At 34.2% G+C, this 24910-nt stretch carries 13 protein-coding genes and 1 tRNA gene; 3 read left to right on the top strand and 11 right to left on the bottom strand.

Going from position 1 to position 24910, the window contains the following annotated elements:
* The first annotated feature begins 1 nt into the window (after position 1).
* From rsmD to ACKJXD_RS03645, 3 genes are all read left to right on the top strand, one after another.
* Positions 2-565 (top strand): 16S rRNA (guanine(966)-N(2))-methyltransferase RsmD, encoded by a 564-nt coding sequence (rsmD, locus tag ACKJXD_RS03655; protein WP_430875560.1) that lies wholly within the window; start codon positions 2-4, stop codon positions 563-565.
* A complete protein-coding gene (locus ACKJXD_RS03650) occupies positions 565-822 on the top strand; it encodes a DUF1145 domain-containing protein (RefSeq protein WP_220216717.1) in 258 nt (85 codons plus the stop codon). Before rsmD ends, ACKJXD_RS03650 begins: the two co-directional genes overlap by 1 nt.
* A gap of 72 nt (positions 823-894) precedes the next feature.
* Positions 895-970 (top strand) — tRNA-Gly (locus ACKJXD_RS03645).
* A gap of 840 nt (positions 971-1810) precedes the next feature.
* On the opposite strand, the gene ACKJXD_RS03640 is transcribed toward ACKJXD_RS03645, so the two are convergent.
* The 11 genes from ACKJXD_RS03640 to ACKJXD_RS03590 all read right to left on the bottom strand — a co-directional run.
* A complete protein-coding gene (locus ACKJXD_RS03640) occupies positions 1811-2329 on the bottom strand; it encodes a DUF2867 domain-containing protein (protein WP_220216716.1) in 519 nt (172 codons plus the stop codon).
* On the bottom strand, positions 2301-2561 hold the full coding sequence (locus ACKJXD_RS03635) for a hypothetical protein (RefSeq protein WP_220216715.1): 261 nt from the start codon (positions 2559-2561) through the stop codon (positions 2301-2303). Before ACKJXD_RS03635 ends, ACKJXD_RS03640 begins: the two co-directional genes overlap by 29 nt.
* A 61-nt stretch (positions 2562-2622) precedes the next feature.
* Positions 2623-3978 carry a hypothetical protein gene (locus ACKJXD_RS03630; protein WP_430875559.1) on the bottom strand — a complete coding sequence of 452 codons (1356 nt, stop codon included), beginning with the start codon at positions 3976-3978 and terminating at the stop codon, positions 2623-2625.
* A gap of 3 nt (positions 3979-3981) precedes the next feature.
* The gene (locus tag ACKJXD_RS03625; RefSeq protein WP_430875558.1) at positions 3982-5352 is read right to left on the bottom strand and encodes a DUF6384 family protein; all 1371 of its coding nucleotides are present in this window, start codon (positions 5350-5352) and stop codon (positions 3982-3984) included.
* Complete coding sequence (locus ACKJXD_RS03620) at positions 5352-6503, bottom strand: merozoite surface protein 3b (protein ID WP_430875557.1); 1152 nt, start codon at positions 6501-6503, stop codon at positions 5352-5354. Before ACKJXD_RS03620 ends, ACKJXD_RS03625 begins: the two co-directional genes overlap by 1 nt.
* Positions 6504-6731: 228 nt before the next feature.
* Positions 6732-10085 (bottom strand): DUF6138 family protein, encoded by a 3354-nt coding sequence (locus ACKJXD_RS03615; RefSeq protein ID WP_430875556.1) that lies wholly within the window; start codon positions 10083-10085, stop codon positions 6732-6734.
* A 101-nt stretch (positions 10086-10186) separates the two neighbouring features.
* Entirely contained in the window at positions 10187-13543 is a 3357-nt protein-coding gene (locus tag ACKJXD_RS03610; protein WP_430875555.1) for a DUF6138 family protein, read from the bottom strand.
* Positions 13544-13634: 91 nt separating this feature from the next.
* A complete protein-coding gene (locus ACKJXD_RS03605; protein ID WP_430875554.1) occupies positions 13635-17006 on the bottom strand; it encodes a DUF6138 family protein in 3372 nt (1123 codons plus the stop codon).
* A gap of 104 nt (positions 17007-17110) precedes the next feature.
* On the bottom strand, positions 17111-20470 hold the full coding sequence (locus ACKJXD_RS03600) for a DUF6138 family protein (RefSeq protein ID WP_430875553.1): 3360 nt from the start codon (positions 20468-20470) through the stop codon (positions 17111-17113).
* A 104-nt stretch (positions 20471-20574) separates the two neighbouring features.
* Positions 20575-23919, bottom strand: a complete 3345-nt coding sequence (locus ACKJXD_RS03595) for a DUF6138 family protein (RefSeq protein ID WP_430875552.1) — start codon at positions 23917-23919, stop codon at positions 20575-20577.
* A gap of 105 nt (positions 23920-24024) precedes the next feature.
* The coding region (locus tag ACKJXD_RS03590) for a hypothetical protein (RefSeq protein WP_430875551.1) at positions 24025-24910 on the bottom strand (886 nt) is incomplete at its 5' end.

Below are 24910 nucleotides of genomic sequence, written 5' to 3'. Positions count from 1 at the left end.
AATGACTGGTTCAATTAGAATAATTGGCGGAAAATGGCGTGGACGTAAATTAGCTGTACTTGACAAGCAAGGTTTGCGTCCAACTACGGATCGAATTAAAGAAACACTATTTAACTGGCTAATGCCAGTTATTCATGATAGCGCCTGTCTCGATTGTTTTTCAGGAAGTGGTTCATTGGGATTTGAAGCTGCTTCACGGGGGGCTAAAAGTGTAACGTTACTTGAAAAAGACAAGCAAGTCGCAAGTCAACTCAACAAAAATAAACAGCTTATTGCATGTAATGCTATCGATATTTACCACACGGATACATTAAATTGGTTGAATAAACCTGCGCCAAGAAAGTTTGATATCGTGTTCATCGATCCCCCCTTTCATCAAGATTTAGTTGCCGATACGGTAAACTACCTTGAGAAAAATAACTGGCTAAACGCCTCATGCTACCTCTACATTGAGACGGAAATCGATCACAATGTATTGAGTTACATTCCGAATAACTGGCATTTACATCGTGAAAAAACTGCCGGTCAAGTTCATAGTTATCTATTTATACGAGAAGAAATTTGATGTTCATATTACTTGGTAAGATTTTTTATTCTATAGTTTGGCTATTTTTATTTGTCAATTTAATCCACCCCTACCCAACTCCAGCCAATGTTGTAGCCTATGTTGGATTACTCATTTTTACGCTTTTGCACGGTTTACAAGCTTGGATTCTTTACTCAACGATGACCAATCAAGAAAAGCGAGAGGATAAATTTAAACCACTTAGATTATTTATTTTTGGTTTTTTTGAATCACTTAGCTGGAAATATAAAAAATAGTTAAAAAAAAATCTTGCGACCTCAAAAATTTTTTGTATAATGCTCACCACTTCTTACGAAGAATTCCAAAAAGCGGGAATAGCTCAGTTGGTAGAGCGCAACCTTGCCAAGGTTGAGGTCGCGAGTTCGAACCTCGTTTCCCGCTCCAATTTCATTTTAATAACATACTCCATACATCTTCATTTATTAAATTATTCTATTGTATATAACAATGATTAACCATTATATCGTCTAGGTAATTCTCGATTGATACTCATTGGTGCTTATTATTTGTACAATCAAATGTACATTGTCACTACCATTGGTACATTAATTTTATTGACTCCCTTTGCTTCAACACTTACTCTTTAAGCACAAAAGCAAACAGTCTTCAATAAGGAAGTTATACTAACTAATATACTCATAAAAATATTTACCTAATAACTACAAGGCATTCACGCTTCGTGATATTCAGGGATTAAATTTTTATATTTCTGCACAAAGAACTATGGAAACCAGTAGGTTATTTCTACTGTATTAGTAGAACGAAGGAAAAGTAAGAAGATTGGGTGATGTACGAAGCGTATGGCAGAAATAACAATATTAGGTTTTCAACTCGCAACTGCTGAATAAACAAGCAGTCATTGACGGCTATGGATCGGTCACAACCCTAAATAGCGACACTTAAGCGGTTAAACGAGTATCCATCCTTCCACAATTGGCGATTAGCTATCCGCCTATGTATCTCTATTATCCCCAAAATAAACATAAAACACCGGCGATGATTGCTCTCATAGAACAATTACGTTGGCAAAATAGGAATTCAATTTAACGGAGTAGATCTCGTATCTCAAAAAAATCGCCTGATGTGATGTGTAAGTTTTCAATGTTGTGCAACACATGAATCAATTCATGGCGCGTTGTTGGGCAGTTACTATATAGCCTTCGATTTTAGATAAACGTTATGAACTAAATTGGTATCAACAAGCTATTTCTTGTATATCTCCATTCACTTTTTAGAATTAATATTTTTAAATAATTTATAAACAATATATGGATGTATAATAGAAACAGGTACCATATATAATCTTCCCCAAAAATTGTGAATCTTAACCGAAGTTATGAGGTATAATTTTTTTTTATGGTCATTCGTTTCAATAATACGAAGACATAAACAAACATCGAGATGAAAATCCCTTATAATTAAGGTAAACGTATCTCTCGTTTTCTCAATAATTGTGAAAAAATGAACTGTACTACCTATATCGGGTTCTTTTTCTGCCAGATTATCAAATCCATTAATAGGTTTGATTCCGATACTTTTTCCTAAAAAATCTCTAATTTTAAACAGCCCTACTAACCATTTAGGTTGATAGGAAGTCATCATTTTATAGACCTCGAATGCAGTAATATTTTTACAAACATCCAGACTCTGATAGCTTAAATAATCAACCTTTTCGTCTATTAATGTTATATTATTCAACAAACTCTTGAGTAGTTTAATAGTAGCCTTTTGCTTTTTTTTCATAAGCTAACTCAATTAATTTTTTATATTGTTTTTCTTTAGGAATATATTCTGAAAAAATATACTCATGGTAATCTTTAAAAATAGCATCCAATCGAGCCAGTTCTTTAATAAAAGCTAAACCATAAATAAAATAAGATAGGTATATGTACCACCAACATACCCAATTGGTTGTTTGAAAGTTTCTTAATAATTTATTAATAGACACTCCTACAACATCGCCAGAGGGATGCATTTGTCGTTAACCTATAAGGACAAACTTTTGTATCACTCATGTTATCCTTTCTACTAAACGACTAAAAACTATTTGTTGTTTTAAAACCACCCCCACCTGATGAGGAACTTGATCTAAATCCACTACTTCTTGAGGAAGAACGCCATGACGAAGAACGACTAGACGATGAACTACTCACTGACCAACCTGATGAATGAGTTTGTTGTTTTACTACTCTATAAGCTAAGAGTGTTTGAATAATGCTTTCAGGGAAAACACGACTATTGAATAAGCTATTCAATAAATCATCAAGTTTTGATGATGATAGATTAAATTCATAGATCGAACTTGGAATATTATTTTCTTTAAAAATATAGAGTGCTTGTTCAAAGCGGTTATAAGTATTCTCTAATTCTCTGATCGTCTTTAATAATGTGATAATATTCATTTCTATATTCTTTATTTTTTTATTTAATAAAAGAATATTTTCTAATAATGCATCATCTTCAAGCGATACTGTCTGCGAGGTAAAATTTGCTAACTTATTGAATGACTGTTCTTGAAATAACTTAGCTAGTTGATTTGATATTGTTCTAAACTGAAAACTTTCGCCTGAACGTACCTCTTCCAGTGTTTTTTCAATATCATGTTTTTGTTTTTTAACGTTCGCTAAATCCTGTTCAGTTTGTACCAACTCTACTTTCAATTCGGGTAATTTTAATTTTTTTTCAACTTCATATTCTTTCTGTTCTTTCTGTTTTAACGCCTGTTCGTATTCCCTAGTTTTATTTTCAAAACGCAATTGAGATTCTTTTATTAACGCTTCAAGTATTGTCTGGTTTTTGTAGTTTTCAGAAAAATTGATAAATCTAGCTACCCAAGAATCTAAATTACGAAATACCCAAAAACCTTTATAGCTACTTTTGCCGAATTGACGTTTAATCAGATAATTATAGTAACGATTTTGTTTATACTGTGCCAATTTAGTTGAAAATTCTTGTTGTGACGCCTCATAGTTTTTTGTTTCTTTTGTTAACGCTATTTTAGTATCGTTATAATGATTAAATAATGAGACATAATCAGCATCACTTTCAAGTTGCAAAACCTTTTTTGTTGTTAATTCATCTAATCGCAAAAGTACATCTGCCATTTTTTGATTATACTCTTCAATGACATGATCTAATTCACCTGATTTGTCTTTCAAATGATGCGATAACTTTTGTAATTGTTGTATGAAATGTTGAATCTGAATATCATCATTTTTAGGCGATTCTAATAAATAAATCGTCGCTATTTTCTGATATATTTCGACCTGTTCGTTTTTCATATCCAAAATTTTTTGACGACAATCTTGCAACTCATTTTTGGTTTTTTTTAATGAATTATTAATACCTGAAAGTTTATCCTCAATATTATTCTCGATTTTTTTAGCTTGCATCTGTTACCACTCCAAAATCCGTCCTGACTTAACCCGATTAGGACAAATAAACGCTAAACGTCCTTTCGGTTTATTGCATAACTGATTGTTATCAATATGCCCATCATCAATTTTATCTGCTCTCACGCTTTTATAGGCTTTTTCAGTTACTTGCTGGCCAAACATATCCACAAATTTTGTTTCACCTGTTTCAATACTTTTTACCCATAGTGAAGTGGTTTCTCCATTAGGCAATGTTGGAGTAACAATAATATACCAAGATTTTCCATTCGTATTTTCATGTGTACGCTCAACACCCGATTTGTAATTTGGGTTATCAACAATCGTTAATGTCAAATTTGTTTGAGCAAGCTTAAGATAATAAGCTATCATTTTTTTATAATTTTCCACATTATCGAAATTGAGATTTTTTAAATCTGCTTGTAAAGCATCTTGTAATGCTATAACTGGTCCCATCTCCGAATTGGGCACTTTAAGTTCTAAAAATTGATTTCTATCAGCTTGAATTTTATTTTCAATAGCTTTTGCTCTTTCAATGGAATTATAAAATACTTCAATTTGACTAAAATCGACAACCTCTTGCCCTTGATTGAGATTGTCAATAATTGTATCAACCGCATGTTGTAATACGGGATACTGTTTACTTGCTTCGATAAATTGGTCACTTTCAATTAATTTAGCTAATCGTTTATCATCTTCAAATAACTTATTTAACGTCTGTATTTGCAAACGTACCTCAGACAATTTATTACTAACGGTAAGACTGATTTGCTTAAATTTTTTATATGCTTCTTTTTCATTTTCGGTAATAAAGGAACCCGCAACCGATGGTTTAGTCACGTTCGGAATGAAATCTTGATTAAGCAGATTGGTAATTGAAGTTTTTAACTTTTTGGCTGGAATCTGTGCATAATGAATAGGATACTTATCAATTTCTGAAAATTGATTTTTTAACTCAACTAACGTGTTCTTTGACGTCAAAATTTGACTATATCCGCTTTCTATTTCAGATTTGACTACTTTTGTATGATTTAAACTACCAAATACCATCAATGTGGCAGAAAGGGAAAATACGCCAATAACTGTTGATACCACCTTTCTATTGAGATAACAACGTACTAATAAATGCTGGAGCCAAGGACGCTTAGGAGCAATGAATCGTAACCGATTATCAAACCAACGATTAATGCCTTCATCGATAATTTTATCATCGACATTTTGACCTCTGGCTTGATAAAAAGCTTTTATACTTTCTTCTAAATTATGACGTAATTCATCACGATCAAGGTGTTCAAGTAATAATTGTTGCTTTTGGTAAAGTTCATCAATTATCGCCATTGCACCTAATTGATCACTAAGCTTAACGTCCAACATTAACTCTCAACCTTTAAAATTATACTATTAAAGCGTTGTTTTCCGTCCTCAACAATACGATCAATTTCTTTAGCATTTTCGATAGATTCATTTCTTAGCTCGGAAATCAATTGCTGACTTGATTCTTGATAATTAACAATTGCTTCAACCAAAGCACGTAAAGAATCAGCTTTAATTGTCGCCCCATAACCAGCTCTTAAACCTTCATCAAGTTGCTTATTACCTGCTGAAGCAATGCTCTCAATACCTTTGTTCATACCTTCTTTCATTGCCTCTAGAGTTTTAGTACTCTCACTTAATCCTGTTAATGAAGTAATAGAGGCACTTAAAGCAGTAAATACAATTTCATTGGTTGAAAAAAAGCTAACACTTTGTTGATAAACACGCTCTTTCACAGAGGTAGTTTGCTGTAATCGGGCAAATACTGCTTCGGCAGAATTATAAGAAACAGTTAAATTATTGGCGAGATCCAAAACGATTTGATAACGACTATCTTCTTGTTGAACATTGCGCAATGCTTCGTCTCTAAGAAGTTCTAAGCGAGCACGTGCGACATGATTATCAGAAGTAAAATTGTCAACTTCAGCAATAGCTTCCGTCAATTTTTGCTTGCATTCTTCAAGACGAGCTCCAGCAATTTGTAACACTTCTTCAGCAACTATTTGAGCCTGTTTAAGACCAAAACGAAAATCTTGGTAGGCATTTAAAATGATATGCTCACGCTCAACTTGATTTCCCGTTTCTTTTGAAACTTCTAAATATGTTTTTTTTATCAAATTAAAACGATCAGGGATAGATCCCCTTTGAAAAGTCATCCAACCCATTTTGATTTTTTCAAAGAAATCTAACTTACCATCTTCAAGCCAGCCTAACATTTTTTCCATATCTGTGCGAATACTATCAAAATGCCCGACAACTTTTGTATAACGATCAGAGACATGTACTCCGTCTATTTGTTCCCTGACTACTTCATTGAAAGCACTTTGCTGTTGAAGAGTACGTGCAATGGCAACAATACGATTTTTATCAATAACAGCAACATTATCCAATAATTTTAAAATCGGTGCATCGGCTTGAGGCTTAATCATAATACCGATTTTATTTAATAATTGTACAGCTCTATCTACATATGAAACAACCTGACTTGACATCCTTTTTATCCCTTTTAACCAATTTATCTTTAATATTAATCGCTTAAGCGAATCAGTTGAATTATATCTTAATAAAAAACTAATCACAATTTGTGATTAGTTTTTGGAAAAAGTTACTTCTTATGCTTTTCAAGTTATAAAAAAATAAATTTACAACAATTATATTTATCTTATTTGCCTAAACCATATATTGAAGTGTCTCGCTATCCCTTTGATAAGCCTATTTTTTTATAATTTCGCTAACTTTTCCTGCCAGTATTGTTGATATTGTGGCAGGCGTTTTTGTGCTGTTTGGTACACCTGTTTTAGTTCAGTAGTATCGAGTTTTCTTTGTAGTTTCTCCATGGCATAATCTAGTTTTTTCTGCTGCATATATGCCATAAACAATAATGAGGCATCATACACTTCGCCCATATCTGGTGTGATTTTTTCAAGCTGTTTGATTGCCCGATAATTATTATCATTAAAAATTCCGGCGACTAAAGCTTCATCCAAATACATTATACCAAGCTTGGATTTATCAATGTTTGGGCTTCCTTTGGGACTATCGAAGTAATAGTGTTGTTTTCGCAGTGCGAGTAATTTTTCTTTATCAGGCGCTTGTTTGTTCATTGCAACAGCAATCTTAGCAAAATCCATTACACCATAAATTAGTTGAGCTTGGTTTTTACCATAAATTCCCATACCCACCTGATAAGGGGTGCCACTGAAATCAATCACGATTTTTTTTCCAAAGCAATACGCCTGTTCTCCACCCCAAATAATAGTAGACTCGGGATTTATTTTATTCTGCACTTTATAAAATTGGATAATAGCGTCGAAAATGTAGGGATTCGTTATCGTTAATGGTGCAAAAATAATTGCTCTCCATGGGGAATCATAAGTTTGCAATTCACCAACATCAAACCCGCGTTTTTTAGCTTGTAATGGTGTAATGATACAAGTTGGATTTTCGATAAAATCTTGCTCATCGATGATTAACGTTTCGGAATCGCTTTTTGGTTTAGGTGGTGTAAATTCAATTTTATTACCCACCGCTTTATTTTTTTCATTCAATGCTTCCCAAACCAGATCATGAAAATCAGCATAAATTAGTTTTTCGTCGAAATCGCTAGCAGAATTAAATAACTCTTTAATTTTTCTTAAAGCTTTTATACTTTTTATATCCGTATCATCTTCAAAGCCAAACCAAAATAAACGGCTGGCAATCTCTATAATCTTATTACTATTATGGTACATTGAACCATGTTGGAAAAATTCAGTTAATGCAGCAAGATTCTGTGGTACTTTATAATATTGACTTGATAAACCACCAGATAACCAGTCAAAACTCAATTTTAACAAGGCAATTGCGACCGCTGTTTCTGGTGTTATACCCCAGTGTTTTGCAAGAATATTGCTAAAACGGCTTGCTAAAAATTCATGTTCACCGTCAGTTTCATTAGCATATTTGATTGCCACATCCATATATTTCACATCGGTCATGGCAAGTGAAATGGCGGCAAATGCTCCCGCCACCGATGATTCTTCATCCTGTAAATCTAAACTGTAGTGATATTGATACATAGTTAATTCAACAAACTCTCGAATTTTATCATGTAAGCTTTCATACATGGCAGCTTTGCGGAAAAAGGCATGTGAATTACTCGCCAGCCCAGGGTATTGTTTGATAATGCGAGCAAATTCAGGATAGTATTCAGGCTTGGCAACAAAATAAATATGAAGCCAATAACCCTCAAATATTTTTGAATAACCTTTTGCCATTAAGCTATTTAAATAATCAAGCGCATCGGAATATGCCTGTTCACTTTCTTGTTTAAAGCGTAAGTAAATTTCACCGCCCCATGGCATGGCTCTGGCGATAATGGTGTCAGTTTCACAAAATACATCAGTTTCAGTAAAAGTATCATAAAAACGTTCGGTTTCTGATTGATTGTCTGAATCGTCTTTTTTTCCTGACTTACTATCTCTAATGCCCAGCTTATCCCACGCTTGTTTTTGTAGAATTGCTGGTTCATATCCTTTATCAACTAAGTCTTGAATATATATATCAGCATATTTAAATTCAAAATTTTCCCATTCAAACTGTAAATAAACTAACCACCATTTTTTAAAATCAACATGAGTGTGTTTCCATAACAGAGAACGTCCTGTAGATTCAGCCTCTTTTTCACCTGAATAAAGATATTTTTTTAATAATGCTAAAATTCTATCGGTATCGTATTGCTCAATGATTCTATTATAAGCAAAATATTCTTCTACAGTGTCAGTTAGCAAATCTACATCGTATTCATCTGATTGCTCCAGATTTTTCAGATCTCTTTCAAGCTCAAGTATCTTTGTTTGTTGGTAGGTTTGTTCTATTGGTGTTTCAATGAAAATATTGTCCTTATTGCAGAAAGCAATTCTAAAATAATGATCTGTAATACCTTCAAAAAAACCATTATCCAGCATTTTCTGGAGTCTTTCGGTAAGTAGTAGGATAAAATATTGATTATTTATCTGATCACTATACTGAGGCGCATTATACTCTAGATCATTGATAGCAAATGATCGATAACTTTTTGGATTCTCGCCTCGAATTAAAGCGAGTATTCTTAGATATCCTTCATCAAAGGTAATATAAAAACCATAAACATGATTCGGTAATTTAAAAGCTGGAATATTATCTTCACCACCAGCTCGAATAGTGTCAACAATGTGTTGTAACGTGTTGGCTATTTTATCTGCCATTTGTACTGGATAATCGTTAAGATATTCTTCAGCCAGGCGATGAATTGAATCGGGACGGGTTCGATGATTGTCATAAATATATTTTAATACCCCTTGAGCATAAAAATCTTTCACTACAATGTTGGTATCTTTGATTGCTAGAAGATAGGTTATACAATCAAAATGCATTGAGGATATTTTATTGATGAATTTTGAAAAAATAACTTCAAGAGTATCTTTAACTAACGTTTGAAATATCTCAGTACTTGGACTCAACACTTTTAATTGTCCAAACGTCGCTTCGATATCGAACTGCTCACCTTCTTTAATATATTTTCGTAACAAAACTTTTAAGTTATCAAATTTTTGTTCTTGTGGTGTTTTGGTGACTGTCTCTTTTTTAATGGGGGTATTACTTTGTTTTGGTGGTTGTTTAACTGGAGCAACTTTTTTAGGCGGAACTTTACGTAACTCTTCAAAATCAAATGGATTAGGTTTACCTTCATCAACCCATTCGTCGAGGTCAAACCACGGTTTTTCTTTACCGTCATCAATCACATCTTTGGGTGTTGTGGGTTTGGGGTGGTTTTTCGGTTTTGGGGCGTCGGGCATTTTGACAATTTGACTTAATCGGGCTATCGCGGGCAATAGGGTTGTTGGTATGGTTTTTTCTTGGTAACCCTTTTTAATTTTTGATTTTATTATTTTGCAGGCTTCTTTTTCTGCTTCCGCTTGCGAGGCAAAAGTCTTAGTGTGCTTTTGCCCTTCGGTTCCAACCGCACCGTAAAGCACCGTGTAAAGGTTATCTTTTTGCTCAATATACCAAAATTTATTATTCACTTCATCAATGCATTCAAAATATTGATTCATTGTTTTATGCTCTCCTTATACTTATCTTTTTTATATTTATCAGAATAATTTGAATTTATCCTGTTTATTGGGGCATAAGCCCCTTTTTATGATTTTATTTTTTATAATTTGGCTAACTTTTCCTGCCAGTATTCTTGATATTGTGGCAGGCGTTTTTGTGCTGTTTGGTACACCTGTTTTAGTTCAGTAGTATCGAGTTTTCTTTCCATTCTCTCCAATGCATAATCTAGTTTTTTATGCTGCATATATGCCCTAAACAGCAGTGAGGCATCATAGACTTCGCCCATATCCGGGGTGATTTTTTCAAGCTGTTTGATTGCCCGATAATTATTATCATTAAAAATTCCGGCGACTAAAGCTTCATCCAAATACATTATACCGGGCTTGGTTCTGTCAATGTTTGGGCTTCCTTTGGGACTATCGAAGTAATAGTGTTGTTTTCTTAGTGCGTATAATTTCTCTTTATCGGGCGCTTGTTTGTTCATTGCAACAGCAATCTTTGCAAAATCCATTACTCCATAAATTAGCTGAGCTTGGTTTTTACCATAAATTCCCATACCCACTTGATAGGGAGCGCCACTGAAATCAATCACGACCTTTTTACCAAAACAGTACGCTTGTTCAGTGCCCCAAATGATAACAGAGCGGACACCTATGTTATTTTGCACTTTATGAAATTGGATAATAGCGTCGAAAATGTAGGGATTCGTTATCGTTAATGGGGAAAAAATTACTGCTCTCCATGGGGAATCATAAGTTTCCAATTCCCTAACATCAAACCCGCGCTTTTTAGCTTGCAATGGTGTAATGATACAAGGTGGATTTTCGATAAAATCTTGCTCATTAATGATTAGCGATTCGGCATCGCTTTCTGGCTTAGGTGAGATGTTATAAATAATTGGTTGACCGCTAACTTCATCTTCATCCTTAAGAGCTTCTAAAACTAAATCATGAAAATCTGCATATATCAACTTTTCTTGCGGATCCGTCGCATTATTAAATAATTTTTTTAACTTTTTAAGACTATCACCAGGTTCACCAAAAAGATATTTTACTAAATAAGTCAATTTACAATATGGATTTTTTGGCTCATTCCTTCTGTAATAATCCGTAAAACTAGCTAAATTTTGCGGAATTTTATAAAATTGACTGGATAATTCAGACATATGTTGACCTTGAGTTAATTGCAATAGCGCAATCGCAACCGCTGTTTCGGGCGTAATACCCCAATATTTTTCAAGAACAATACCAAAATTACCTGCCAAATATTCATGGTCACCATCGGTTTCAAGTGCAAATTTAATAGCCAAATCCATATGTTTCACATCCGTCATTGCCAGGGCAATAGCAGCAAATGCCCCGGCGACTGAACTATATTCATCTTGTAAATCAAAACTATAATCAAGTTCATACATGGTTAAGTCAACAAACTCTCGAATTTTATCATGTAAACTTTCGTACATCGCTGCTTTGCGGAAAAAAACATGTGAACAACAAGCTATCCCCATCCCTAGTTCATATTCTTCAAAGTGTACATATTTTTTAACGTATTTAGCGAATTCAGAATAGTATTCAGGCTTGGCAACAAAATAAATATGAAGCCAATGCCCCTCAAATATTTTTGAATAACCTTTTGCCATTAAGTTATTTAAATAATCAAGCGCATCGGAATATGCCTGTTCACTTTCTTGTTTGAAGCGTAAGTAAATTTCACCGCCCGTAGGCATGGCTCTGGCGATAATGGTGTCAGTTTCACAAAAAACATCAGTTTCAGTAAAAGTATCATAAAAACGTTCGGTTTCTGATTGATTGTCTGAATTGTCTTTTTTTCCTAACTTACTATCAATAATGCCCAGCTTATCCCACGCTTGTTTTTGTAGAATTGCTGGTTCATATCCTTTATCAACTAAGGGTTGAATATGTATATCAGCATATTTAAATCCAAAATTTGCCCATTCAAACTGTAAATCAACTAAACGCCATTTGTTATAATCAAAATCTTCGTATTTCCTTAACAAAGAACGTCCCTTCGATTCAGCCTCTTTTTCACCCGAATAAAGATATTTTTTTAATAATGCTAAAATTCTATCGGTATCATAATGATCAATAATGCCATTGAAGGCAAAATATTCCTCAACCGTGTTAGTTAGCAAATCTGCATGATATTCTTCTGATTGCTCCAGATATTTTAGGTCGCTTTCAAGCTCAAGTATCTTGGTTTGTCGGTAGGTTTGTTCTATTGGTGTTTCGATAAGAATATTATCCGGTTGACAAAGACTAATTCTGAAATATTTACTAGTCATATCACCAAAAAAACCATCATCCAGCATTTTTTGAAGTTTTTCGGTAAGTAGTGGAACTAAATATTGATTATTTATCTCAACACCATAAATACTCGCATTATATTCTAGCTCATTTATACTTTCTGAATAATAGCGTTTGGAATTTCGTTCATTGAATAAAGCATAGATTTCCAGCGTTTTATAATCAAAGGTGATATTAAAGCCACAAACATTTTCAGGGAATTTGTTAGCTGGAATATTTTTTTCATCTTCTGCCTGAGTAGTATCAAAAATGCTCTGTAATGCGTTAACTATTTTATCCACCATTTGTATCGGATAATCGGTAAGATATTGTTCAGCCAGACGATGGATTGATTCGACGTGAGTCTTGTTGTGGTCATAAATATATTTCATCACGCCTTGGGCAAAGATGCCTACAAATTTATTTTCTGGATCTCTAATTTTCAAAAGATAAGTAATGCAATCAAAATGCATAGGTGAGATGTTCTTCATAAGTTTTGAAAAAATGAGTTGAAGCATCTCTCTGATAAAAATTTGAAATTTAAGATCATTTGGACTTAATGCTTTTAATTGTTCAAATGTCGCTTCGATATCGAATTGCTCACCTTGCTTTATATAGTTTCGTAACAATATTTTTAAGTTATCAAATTCTTGTTCTTGTGGTGTTTTAGTGATTGTCTCTTTTTTGAACGGCGCATTACTTTGTTTTGGTGGTTGTTTAACTGGAGCAACTTTTTTAGGCGGAACTTTACGTAACTCGTCAAAATCAAATGGGTTAGGTTGATCTTCACCAACCCATTCGTCGAGGTCAAACCATGGTTTTTCTTTACCGTCATCAATCATATCTTTAGGTGGAATTGGTTTTGGGTGGTATTTCGGTTTTGGGGCATCGGGCATTTTGATAATTTGACTTAATCGGGCTATCGCTGGTAATAGGGTTGTTGGTATGGTTTTTTCTTGGTAACCCTTTTTAATTTTTGATTTTATTATTTTGCAGGCTTCTTTTTCTGCTTCCGCTTGCGAGGCAAAGGTCTTAGTGTGCTTTTGCCCTTCGGTTCCAACCGCACCGTAAAGCACCGTGTAAAGGTTATCTTTTTGCTCAATATACCAAAATTTATTATTCTCTTCATCAATGCATTCAAAATATTGGTTCATTGTTTTATGTTTTCCTTATACTTATTTTATTAATTATATTTATGAGAATAAATGAAACTTATCCTATTGTTTTTGGGGCATAAGCCCCTTTTTATAATTCCGCTAACTTTTTCTGCCAGTATTCTTGATATTGTGGCAGGCGTTTTTGCGCTGTTTGGTACACCTGTTTTAGTTCAGTAGTATCGAGTTGTCTTTCCATTCTCTCCAATGCATAATCTTGTTTTTTCTGCAGCATATATGCCATAAACAGTAGTGAGGCATCATAGACTTCGCCCATATCCGGGGTGATTTTTTCAAGCTGTTTGATTGCCCGATAATTATCATCCTTCAAAACCCCAGCGCCTAAAGCCTCATCCAAATACATCATACCGGGCTTAGAGTAATCAATGTTTGGGCTTCCTTTGGGACTATCGAAGTAATAGTATTGTTTTCGCAGTGCGTATAATTTTTCTTTATCGGGCTCTTTTTTGTTCATTGCATCTGCAATCTTAGCAAAATCCATTACTCCATAAATTAGCTGAGCTTGGTTTTTACCATAAATTCCCATACCCACTTGATAAGGTGTGCCACTAAAATCAATCACGACCTTTTGACCAAAACGGTACGCTTGTCCAGCGCCCCAAATGATAGATGAGTTAGCGGTTATTTTTTTCCTAGGTTTAATAAATTCAATCAGATGGTCAAATAGATAAGGATTAGTTATCGTTAATGGGGCAAAAACAAATGCTTCCCACGATGAACCATCAGAATCTAATTCATCGATATTAAACCCACGTTTTTTAGCTTCCAATGGCGTAATGACACAAGGTGGATTTTCGATAAAATCTTGCTCATCGATGATTAACGGTTCGGAATCGCTTTCTGGCTTAGATGAGATGTTATAAATAATTGGTTGACCGCTAACTTCATCTTCATCCTTAAGAGCTTCTAAAACTAAATCATGAAAATCTGCATATATCAACTTTTCTTGCGGATCCGTCGCATTATTAAATAATTTTTTTAACTTTTTAAGACTATAACGAGGTTCACCAAAAAGATATTTTACTAAATAACTCAATTTACAATATGGATTTTTTGGCTCGTTCATACTGTAATAATCGGTCAAACTAGCTAAATTTTGCGGAATTTTATAAAATTGACTGGATAATTCAGACATATGTTGACCTTGAGTTAATTGCAATAAAGCAATCGCAACCGCAGTTTCGGGCGTAATACCCCAATATTTTTCAAGAACAATACCAAAATTACCTGCCAAATATTCATGGTCACCATCGGTTTCAAGTGCAAATTTTATTGCCAAATCCATATATTTCACATCCGTCATTGCCAGGGCAATAGCAGCAAATGCTCCGGCGACTGAATTATATTCATCTTGTAAATCAAAACTATAATCAAGTTCATACATGGTTAAGTCAACAAACTCTCTTATTTTATCATGTAAACTTTCGTACATGGCTGCTTTGCGGAAAAAGACATGTGAACAACAAGCTATTCCTCCTGCCCCTAGCTCTAATTCTTCAAAGTGTACATATTTTTTAACGTATTTAGCGAATTCAGAATAGTATTCAGGCTTGGCAACAAAATAAATATGAAGCCAATGCCCCTCAAATATATTTGAATAACCTTTTGCCATTAAGTTATTTAAATAATCAAGCGCATCGGAATATGCCTGTTCGCTTTCTTGTTTAAAGCGTAAATAAATTTCTCCGTCAGTTGGCATGGCTCTGGCGATAATAGTGTCAGTTTCACAAAAAACATCAGTTTCAGTAAAAGTATCATAAAAACGTTCGGTTTCTGATTGATCGTCTGGATCGTCTTTTTTTTCTGGTTTAATATCAGGCTTGTTATCAATAATGCCCAGTTTATCCCATGCTTGTTTTTGTATAATTGCTGGTTCATATCCTTTATCAACTAAGCATTCAACACCGTTATAAGCATATTTATAACTAAAATTTTCCCATTCAAACTGTAAAGAAACTAAACTCCATTTGTTATAATCAAAATCTTTGTATTTCCTTAACAGAGAACGTCCTTCCGATTCAGCCTCTTTTTCACATGAATAAATATATTTTTTTAGTAATGCTAATATTCTATCGGTATCGTATTGCTCAATAACGCCATTAAAGGCAAAATATTCCTCAACCGTGTCAGTTAGCAAATCTGCATAATATTCTTCTGATTGCTCGAGATATTTTAGGTCGCTTTCAAGCTTAAATATCCTTGTTTGTCGGTAGGTTTGTTCTATTGGTATTTCAATAAGAATATTATCTGTTTGGAAAAGGGCAATTCTGAAATATTTATCAGTCATACCACCAAAAAAACCATCATCCAGCATTTTTTGAAGTTTTTCGGTAAGTAATGGAACAAAGTATTGATTATTTATCTCAACGCCATAACTAGTCCCATCATATTCTAGCTCATTTAGACTTTCTGAATAATAGCGTTTGGAATTTCGTTCATATAATAAAGCATAAATTTCTAGCAGTTTATAATCAAAGGTAATATAAAAACCACAAACATTTTTAGGGAATTTGTTAGCTGAAATATTTTTTTCACCTCCTGTCTGGGTAGTTTCAAAAATACTCTGTAATGCGTTAACTATTTTATCCACCATTTGTACCGGATAATCGGTAAGATATTGTTCAGCCAGCTGATGGATTGATTCGGCATGAGTCTGATAACGGTCATAAATATATTTCATCACACCTTGCGCAAAGATTTCTTGGAAGAGAATTTCTGGATCTCTGATTCTCAAAAGATAAGGAATGCAATCAAAGTGAATAGGTGATATTTTCTTCATAAATTTTGAAAATATCATTTGAAGCATATCTTTGATGAAAATTTGAAATTCCTTATTGTTTGGACTTAACGCTTTTAATTGTTCGAACTTAGCTTCAATATCGAACTGCTCACCTTGCTTTATATATTTTCGTAACAAAACTTTTAAGTTATCAAATTCTTGTTCTTGTGGTGTTTTGGTGACTGTCTCTTTTTTAATCGGGGCATTACTTTGTTTTGGTGGTTGTTTAACTGGAGCAACTTTTTTAGGCGGAACTTTACGTAACTCGTCAAAATCAAATGGGTTAGGTTGACCTTCACCAACCCATTCGTCGAGGTAAAACCATGGTTTTTCTTTACCGTCATCAATCACATCTTTAGGTGGAATCGGTTTTGGATGGTATTTCGGTTTTGGGGCATCGGGCATTTTGATAATTTGACTCAATCGGGCTATCGCGGGCAATAGGGTTGCTGGTATGGTTTTTTCTTGATAACCCTTTTTTATTTTTGATGTTATTATTTTGACAGCTTCATTTTCTGCTTCTTCCTGCGAGGCAAAGGTCTTAGTATTCTTTTGCCCTTCGGTTCCAACCGCACCATAAAGCACCGTGTAAAGGTTATCTTTTTGCTCGATATACCAAAATTTGTTTGATTGTAAATCGCTATATTCTAGATACTTTTTCATTGTGTTATGTTTACCTAATACTTATCTTTTTTATATTTATCAGAATAAATTGAATTTATCCTATTGTTTTTTGGGGCATAAGCCCCTTTCTATAATCCTATTTTTTATAATTTCGCTAACTTTTCCTGCCAGTATTCTTGATATTGTGGCAGGCGTTTTTGCGCTGTTTGGTACACCTGTTTTAGTTCAGTAGTATCGAGTTTTCTTTGCAGTTTCTCCATGGCATAATCTAGTTTTTTTTGCTGCATATATGCCCTAAACAGTAGTGAGGCATCATAGACTTCGCCCATATCTGGGGTGATTTTTTCAAGCTGTTTGATTGCCCGATAATTATCATCCTTCAAAACCCCAGCGCCTAAAGCCTCATCCAAATACATTATACCGGGCTTAGAGTAATCAATGTTTGGGCTTCCTTTGGGACTATCGAAGTAATAGTATTGTTTTCGCAGTGCGTATAAATTCTCTTTATCGGGCTCTTTTTTGTTCATTGCTTCTACAATCTTAGCAAAATCCATTACTCCATAAATTAGCTGAGCTTGGTTTTTACCATAAATGCCCATACCCACTTGATAGGGGGTACCACTGAAATCAATCACAACCTTTTTACCAAAACGGTACGCTTGTTCAGCGCCCCAGATGATAGATGAGTTAGCGGTTATTTTTTTCCTAGATTTAATAAATTCAATCAGATGGTCAAATAGATAAGGATTAGTTATCGTTAATGGGGCAAAAACAAATGCTTCACACGATGAACCATCAGAATCTAATTCATCGAGATCAAACCCGCGTTTTTTAGCTTCCAATGGCGTAATGACACAAGGTGGATTTTCGATAAAATCTTGCTCATTAATGATTAGCGGTTCGGCATCGCTTTCTGGCTTAGGTGAGATATTATAAATAATTGGTTGACCGCTACCTTCTCCTTCTTCCTTAAGAGCTTCTAAAGCTAAATCATGAAAATCTGCATATATCAACTTTTCTTGCGGATCTGTCGCATTATTAAATAATTTTTTTAACTTTTTAAGACTATAACGAGGTTCACCAAAAAGATATTTTACTAAATAACTCAATTTACAATATGGATTTTTTGGCTCGTTCATACTGTAATAATCCGTAAAACTAGCTAAATTTTGCGGAATTTTATAAAATTGACTGGATAATTCAGACATATGTTGACCATGAGTTAATTGCAATAAAGCAATCGCAACCGCAGTTTCGGGCGTAATACCCCAATATTTTTCAAGAACAATACCAAAATTACCTGCCAAATATTCATGGTCACCATCAGTTTCAAGTGCAAATTTAATAGCCAAATCCATATGTTTCACATCCGTCATTGCCAGGGCAATAGCAGCAAATGCCCCGGCGACTGAATTATATTCATCTTGTAAATCAAAACTATAATCAAATTCATACATGGTTAAGTCAACAAACTCTCGAATTTTATCATGTAAACTTTCGTACATGGCTGCTTTGCGGAAAAAGACATGTGAACAACAAGCGATTCCTCCTGCCCCTAGCTCTAATTCTTCAAAGTCTTCATATTCTTCAACGTATTTAGCGAATTCAGAATAGTATTCAGGCTTGGCAACAAAATAAATATGAAGCCAATGCCCCTCAAATATATTTGAATAACCTTTTGCCATTAAGCCATTTAAATAATCAAGCGCCTCCGAATAGGCCTGTTCACTTTCTTGTTTGAAGCGTAAGTAAATTTCACCACCCGTTGGCATGGCTCTGGCGATAATGGTGTCAGTTTCACAAAAAACATCATTTTCAGTAAAAGTATCATAAAAACGTTCGGTTTCTGATTGATTGTCTGAATTGTCTTTTTTTCCTGACTTACTATCAATAATGCCCAGCTTATCCCACGCTTGTTTTTGTAGAATTGCTGGTTCATATCCTTTATCAACTAAGTCTTGAATATGTATATCAGCATATTTAAATCCAAAATTTTCCCATTCAAACTGTAAATAAACTAACCACCATTTTTTAAAATCAACATGGGTGTGTTTCCATAACAGAGAACGTCCTTTAGATTCAGCCTCTTTTTCACCTGAATAAAGATATTTTTTTAATAATGCTAAAATTCTATCGGTATCATAATGATCAATAACGCCATTATAGGCAAAATATTCGTCAATCGTGTCAGTTAGCAAATCTACATCATATTCATCTGATTGCTCCAGATATTTTAGGTCTCTTTCAAGCTCAAGTATCTTGGTTTGTCGGTAGGTTTGTTCTATTGGTGTTTCAATGAAAATATTGTCCTCATCGCAAAAAGCAATTCTAAAATAATGATCTGTAATACCTTCAAAAAAACCATTATCCAGCATTTTCTGGAGTTTTTCGGTAAGTAGTGGCACAAAATATTGATTATTTATCTGATCACTATACTGAGGCTCATTATACTCAATATCACTAATAGCAAATGATTGATAACTTTTTGGGTTTCTATCTCGATTTAAAGCGTATATTTTCAGATATTTTTCATCGAAGGTGATATAAAAACCATAGGTATGATTCGGTAATTTGAAAGCTGGAATATTATCTTCACCACCAGCTCGAATAGAGTCAACAATGTGTTGTAACGTACTGGCTATTTTATCTGCCATTTGTACTGGATAATCGTTAAGATATTCTTCAGCCAGGCGATGAATTGAATCGGGACGGGTTTGATAATTGTCATAAATATATTTTAATACCCCTTGAGCATAAAAATCTTTCACTACAATGTTGGTATCTTTGATTGTTAAAAGATAGGTTATACAATCAAAATGCATTGAGGATATTTTATTGATGAATTTTGAAAAAATAACTTCTAAAGTATCTTTAACTAACGTTTGAAATACCTTAGTACTTGGACTCAACACTTTTAATTGTTCAAACGTCGCTTCGATATCGAACTGCTCACCGTCTTTAATATATTTTCGTAACAAAACTTTTAAGTTATCAAATTCTTGTTCTTGTGGTGTTTTAGTGACTGTCTCTTTTTTGATCGGTGCATCACTTTGTTTTGGTGGTTGTTTAACTGGAGCAACTTTTTTAGGCGGAATTTTACGTAACTCGTCAAAATCAAATGGGTTAGGTTGACCTTCACCAACCCATTCGTCGAGGTAAAACCATGGTTTTTCTTTACCGTCATCAATCACATCTTTGGGAGGAATCGGTTTTGGGTGATATTTCGGTTTTGGGGCATCGAGCATTTTGATGATTGTTTTTTCTGTGCAGGTTGATTGTTCAAGCGTTGGTGGGATCGCTTTTTCCTCATAGCCCTTTTTGATTTTCGATTTGATCAGTTTGTTGGCTTCTTTTTCCGCATCGTAAGGCGAAGAAAACGTTTTAACTTGTGTTTGTCCTTTTGTCCCTATCTTACCAAATACGATTGTTAGCGATTCGTCTTGTTGGGTGATATACCAAAATTTGTTTGATTGTAAATCGCTATATTCTAGATACTTTTTCATTGTGTTATGTTTTCCTAATACTTATCTTTTTTATATTTATCAGAATAAATTAAATTTATCCTATTGTTTTTTGGGGCATAAGCCCCTTTCTATAATCCTATTTTTTATAATTTCGCTAACTTTTCCTGCCAGTATTCTTGATATTGTGGCAGGCGTTTTTGTGCTGTTTGGTACACCTGTTTTAGTTCACTATTATCGAGTTTTTTGTGCAGTTTCCCCATGGCATAATCTAGTTTTTTCTGCATCATGTATGTCCTAAACAGTAGTGAGGCATCATACACTTCGCCCATATCCGGGGTGATTTTTTCAAGCTGCTTGATTGCCCGATAATTATCATCCTTATAAATCCCGGCGGCTAAAGCCGCATCCAAATGCATTATACCGGGCTTGGATTTATCAATGTTTGGGCTTCCTTTGGGACTGTCGAAGTAATAGTGTTGTTTTCGCAGTGCGAATAATTTTTCCGTATCGGGGGCTTGTCTATTCATTGCAACAGCAATCTTAGCAAAATCCATTACACCATAAATTAGCTGAGCTTGGTTTTTACCATAAATTCCCATACCCACTTGATAAGGTGTGCCACTAAAATCAATCACGACCCTTTTACCAAAACAGTAAGCTTTTTCAGCGCCCCAAATGATAACAGAGCGGGCACCTATGTCATTTCGCACCTTATAATATTGGATAATAGCGTCGAAAATATAGGGATTAGTTATCGTTAATGGGGCAAAAATAACGGCTATCCATGAGGAATCACAAGTTTCCAATTCTCTAACATCAAACCCGCGTTTTTTAGCTTGCAATGGTGTAATAACACATGGTGGATTTTCAATAAAATCTTGGTCAACTATTGTTAACGGTTCAGATTCGCTTTCATATTTAGGTGGGAGATTATAGATAATTGGTTGACCACTACCTTCTCTTTCTTCCTCAAGAGCGTCTAAAACTAAATTATGAAAATCAGCATAAATCTCTTTTGCTAAAGGATCAGTTGCACGATTGAACAAATTTTTTAACTTCTTCAAGCTATATTTGCCATCCCCCCAAAGACATTCTACCAAGGTAATAATTTTGCGACTTTTAAAGGGGATATCACAGCTATTAAAATAATCAGCTAGCTCAGCAAGATTTTGCGGTATTTTATAAAATTGACTGGATAAATCAGGGGGATCTTGTTGACTTAACTGCAATAATGCAATCGCAACTGCTGTTTCAGGCGTAATACCCCAATATTTTTCAAGAACACCACCAAAATAACTTGCAAAAAAATCGTGTTCATCATCGGTCTCAAGCGCAAATTTAATTGCCATATCCATATGTTTCACATCCGTCATTGCCAAGGCAATAGCAGCAAATGTCCCAGCGACAGAATTATCTTCATCTTGGAGATCTAAACAACAATGAGATACCTCCATTGTTAATTCAATAAATTCTCGTATTTTATCATGTAAACTTTCGTACATCGCTGCTTTGCGGAAAAAGGCATGTGAATCACTGGCTAATGTTTCAAATTCTTCAATAATCTTGGCTAATTCAGGATAGTATTCTGGTTTAGCAATAAAATAAATCCTAAGCCAATACCCTTTAAATATTTTTGAATAACCTTTTTTCATTAAGCCATTTAAATAATCAAGTGCATCTGAATATGCCTGCTTGCTTTCTTGTTTAAAGCGTAAATAAATTTCACCGTCCGTTGGCATGGCTCTGGCGATAATAGTGTCAGTTTCACAAAATATATCATTTTCAGAAAAAGTATGATAAAAACGCTCCGTTTCTGATTGATTACTTAAATAGTCTTTTTTTTCTGGCTTGCAATCATTAATGAGCTGCTGTTCCCACGCTTGTTTTTGAATAATTGCTGGCTCATATCCTTTATCAACTAAGTCTTGAATATGTATATCAGCATATTTAAATCCAAAATTTTCCCATTCAAACTGTAAATCAACTAAACACCATTTGTTATAATCAAAATCTTCGTATTTCCTTAACAGAGAACGTCCTTTCGATTCAGCCTCTTTTTCACCCGAATAAAGATATTTTTTTAGTAACACTAAAATTCTATCTGTATCATGTGTTCTTACAATACCATCAAAAGCAAAATATTTATCAACAGTATTAGTTAACAAATCTGCATCATATTCATCTGATTGCTCCAGATATTTTAGGTCTCTTTCAAGCTCATATAACCTTGTTTGTCCATAGTTTGGTTCAAGTGGTGTTTCAATAATAATATTGTTTATTTGACAAACTACAATGTTAAAATAATTATCAGTAATACCATCAAAAAAACCATCGTTTAGCATTTTTTGGAGTTTTTCGGCAAGTAGTGGAAAAAAATATTGATTATTTATTTGATCACAATAACTTTCCGGATCATATTCAAGCTCATTTATATTTTCTGAATAATATGTTTTTTGATTGCATTTATATGTTAAAGAATTTATTTCTAGAAATTTATCCATTCCCCGATTTTTATAATCAAAAGTAATATAAAAACCATTAATTTGATTCGGTAATTTGTAAGCTGGGATATTATCTGCGCCACCTGCTCGGATAGTATTCACAATGCATTGTAATGCGTTAACTATTTTATTTACCATTTGTACCGAATAATCGGTAAGATATTGTTCCGCCAGACTATGGATTGATTCAGAGCGAGTCTTGTAGTGGCTATAAATATATTTCATTACTCCTTCGGCAAAGAGCCCGCTGAAAGTAATTTTTGGATCTTTGATTCTCAAGAAATACGTAATGCAATCAAAGTGAATAGGCGAAATATTCTTGATAAATTTTGAAAAAATGAGCAGAAGCATCTCTTTAATAAAAATTTGAAATTCATTATTGCTTGGGCTTAATGCTTTTAATTGTTCAAACGTCGCTTCGATATCAAACTGCTCACCTTGCTTTATATAACCTCGTAACAATAATTTTAAATTATCAAATTTTTGTTCTTGTGGTGTTTTGATGGCTGTCTCTTTTTTAATCGAGGCATGAATTTCTTTTGGTTGTGGCTGAATAGGAGTAACTTTTTCAGACGACATCTTACGTAACTCTTCAAAACCAAATGGATTAGATCGACCTCCATATGACCATCCTTGAAGATTAAACCACGGTTTTTCTTTACCATCATCAATAACATCTTTGGGTGGAATGGGTTTGGGGTGTTGTTTTGGTTTTGGAGCATCAGGCATTTTGATGATTGTTTTTTCTGTGCAGGTTGATTGTTCAAGCGCTGGTGGGATTGCTTTTTCCTCATAGCCCTTTTTGATTTTTGATTTGATCAGTTTGTTGGCTTCTTTTTCCGCATCGGCAGGCGAAGAAAACGTTTTAACTTGTGTTTGTCCTTTTGTCCCTACCTTACCAAATACGATTGTTAGCGATTCGGCTTGTTGGGTGATATACCAAAATTTGTTTGACTGTAGATCGCTATATTCTAAATACTTTTTCATTGTGTTATGTTTTCCTAATACTTATCTTTTTTATATTTATTAGAATAATTTGAATTTATCCTGTTAATTGGGGCTTAAGCCCCAATTAGTAAGCCTTTTTAATAATTATAATTTGGCTAACTTTTCCTGCCAGTATTCTTGATATTGTGGCAGGCGTTTTTGTGCTGTTTGGTACACCTGTTTTAGTTCAGTAGTATCGATTCTTTGCAATATCTCCATGGCATAATCTAGTTTTTTCTGCTGTATATATGCCATAATCAGTAGTGAGGCATCATACACTTCGCCCATATCCGGCGTAATTTTTTCAAGTTGCTTGATTGCCCGATAATTATCATCCTCAAAAACCCCGGCTCTTAAAGCTTCATCCAAATACATCATACCAGGCTTAGATTCATCAATAACAGGACTCCCTTTTGGACTATCGAAATAATAATATTGTTTTCGCAGTGCGAATAATTTTTCCGTATCGGGGGCTTGTCTATTCATTGCAACAGCAATCTTTGCAAAATCCATTACTCCATAAATTAGCTGAGCTTGATTTGTTCCATAAATTCCCATACCCACTTGATAAGGTGTGCCACTAAAATCAATCACGACCCTTTTACCAAAACAGTATGCCTGCTCAGCGCCCCAAATGATAGTCGAGTGATAGGAATTTCTTTTATTCTCTACTTTATCAAATGGGATGCACGCTTGTTCAGCGCCCCAAAGGATAACAGAGCGAATACCTATGTCATTTTGCACCTTACAATATTGGATAATAGCATCGAAAATGTAAGGATTAGTTATCGTTAATGGCGCAAAAATAACTGCTCTCCATGAGGAATCATAAGTTTCCAATTCTCTAACATTAAACCCACGCTTTTTAGCTTCCAATGGCGTAATGACACAAGGTGGATTTTCGATAAAATTTTGGTCAACTATTGTTAACGGTTTGGAATCGTTTTCATATTTAGGAGGGAGATTATAGATAATTGGTTGACCGCTAACT

Origin of the sequence: Gilliamella sp. G0441, from assembly GCF_050589305.1 — a bacterium.
GTDB lineage: Bacteria > Pseudomonadota > Gammaproteobacteria > Enterobacterales > Orbaceae > Gilliamella.
This window is presented reverse-complemented; position numbering and strand designations above follow the sequence as displayed.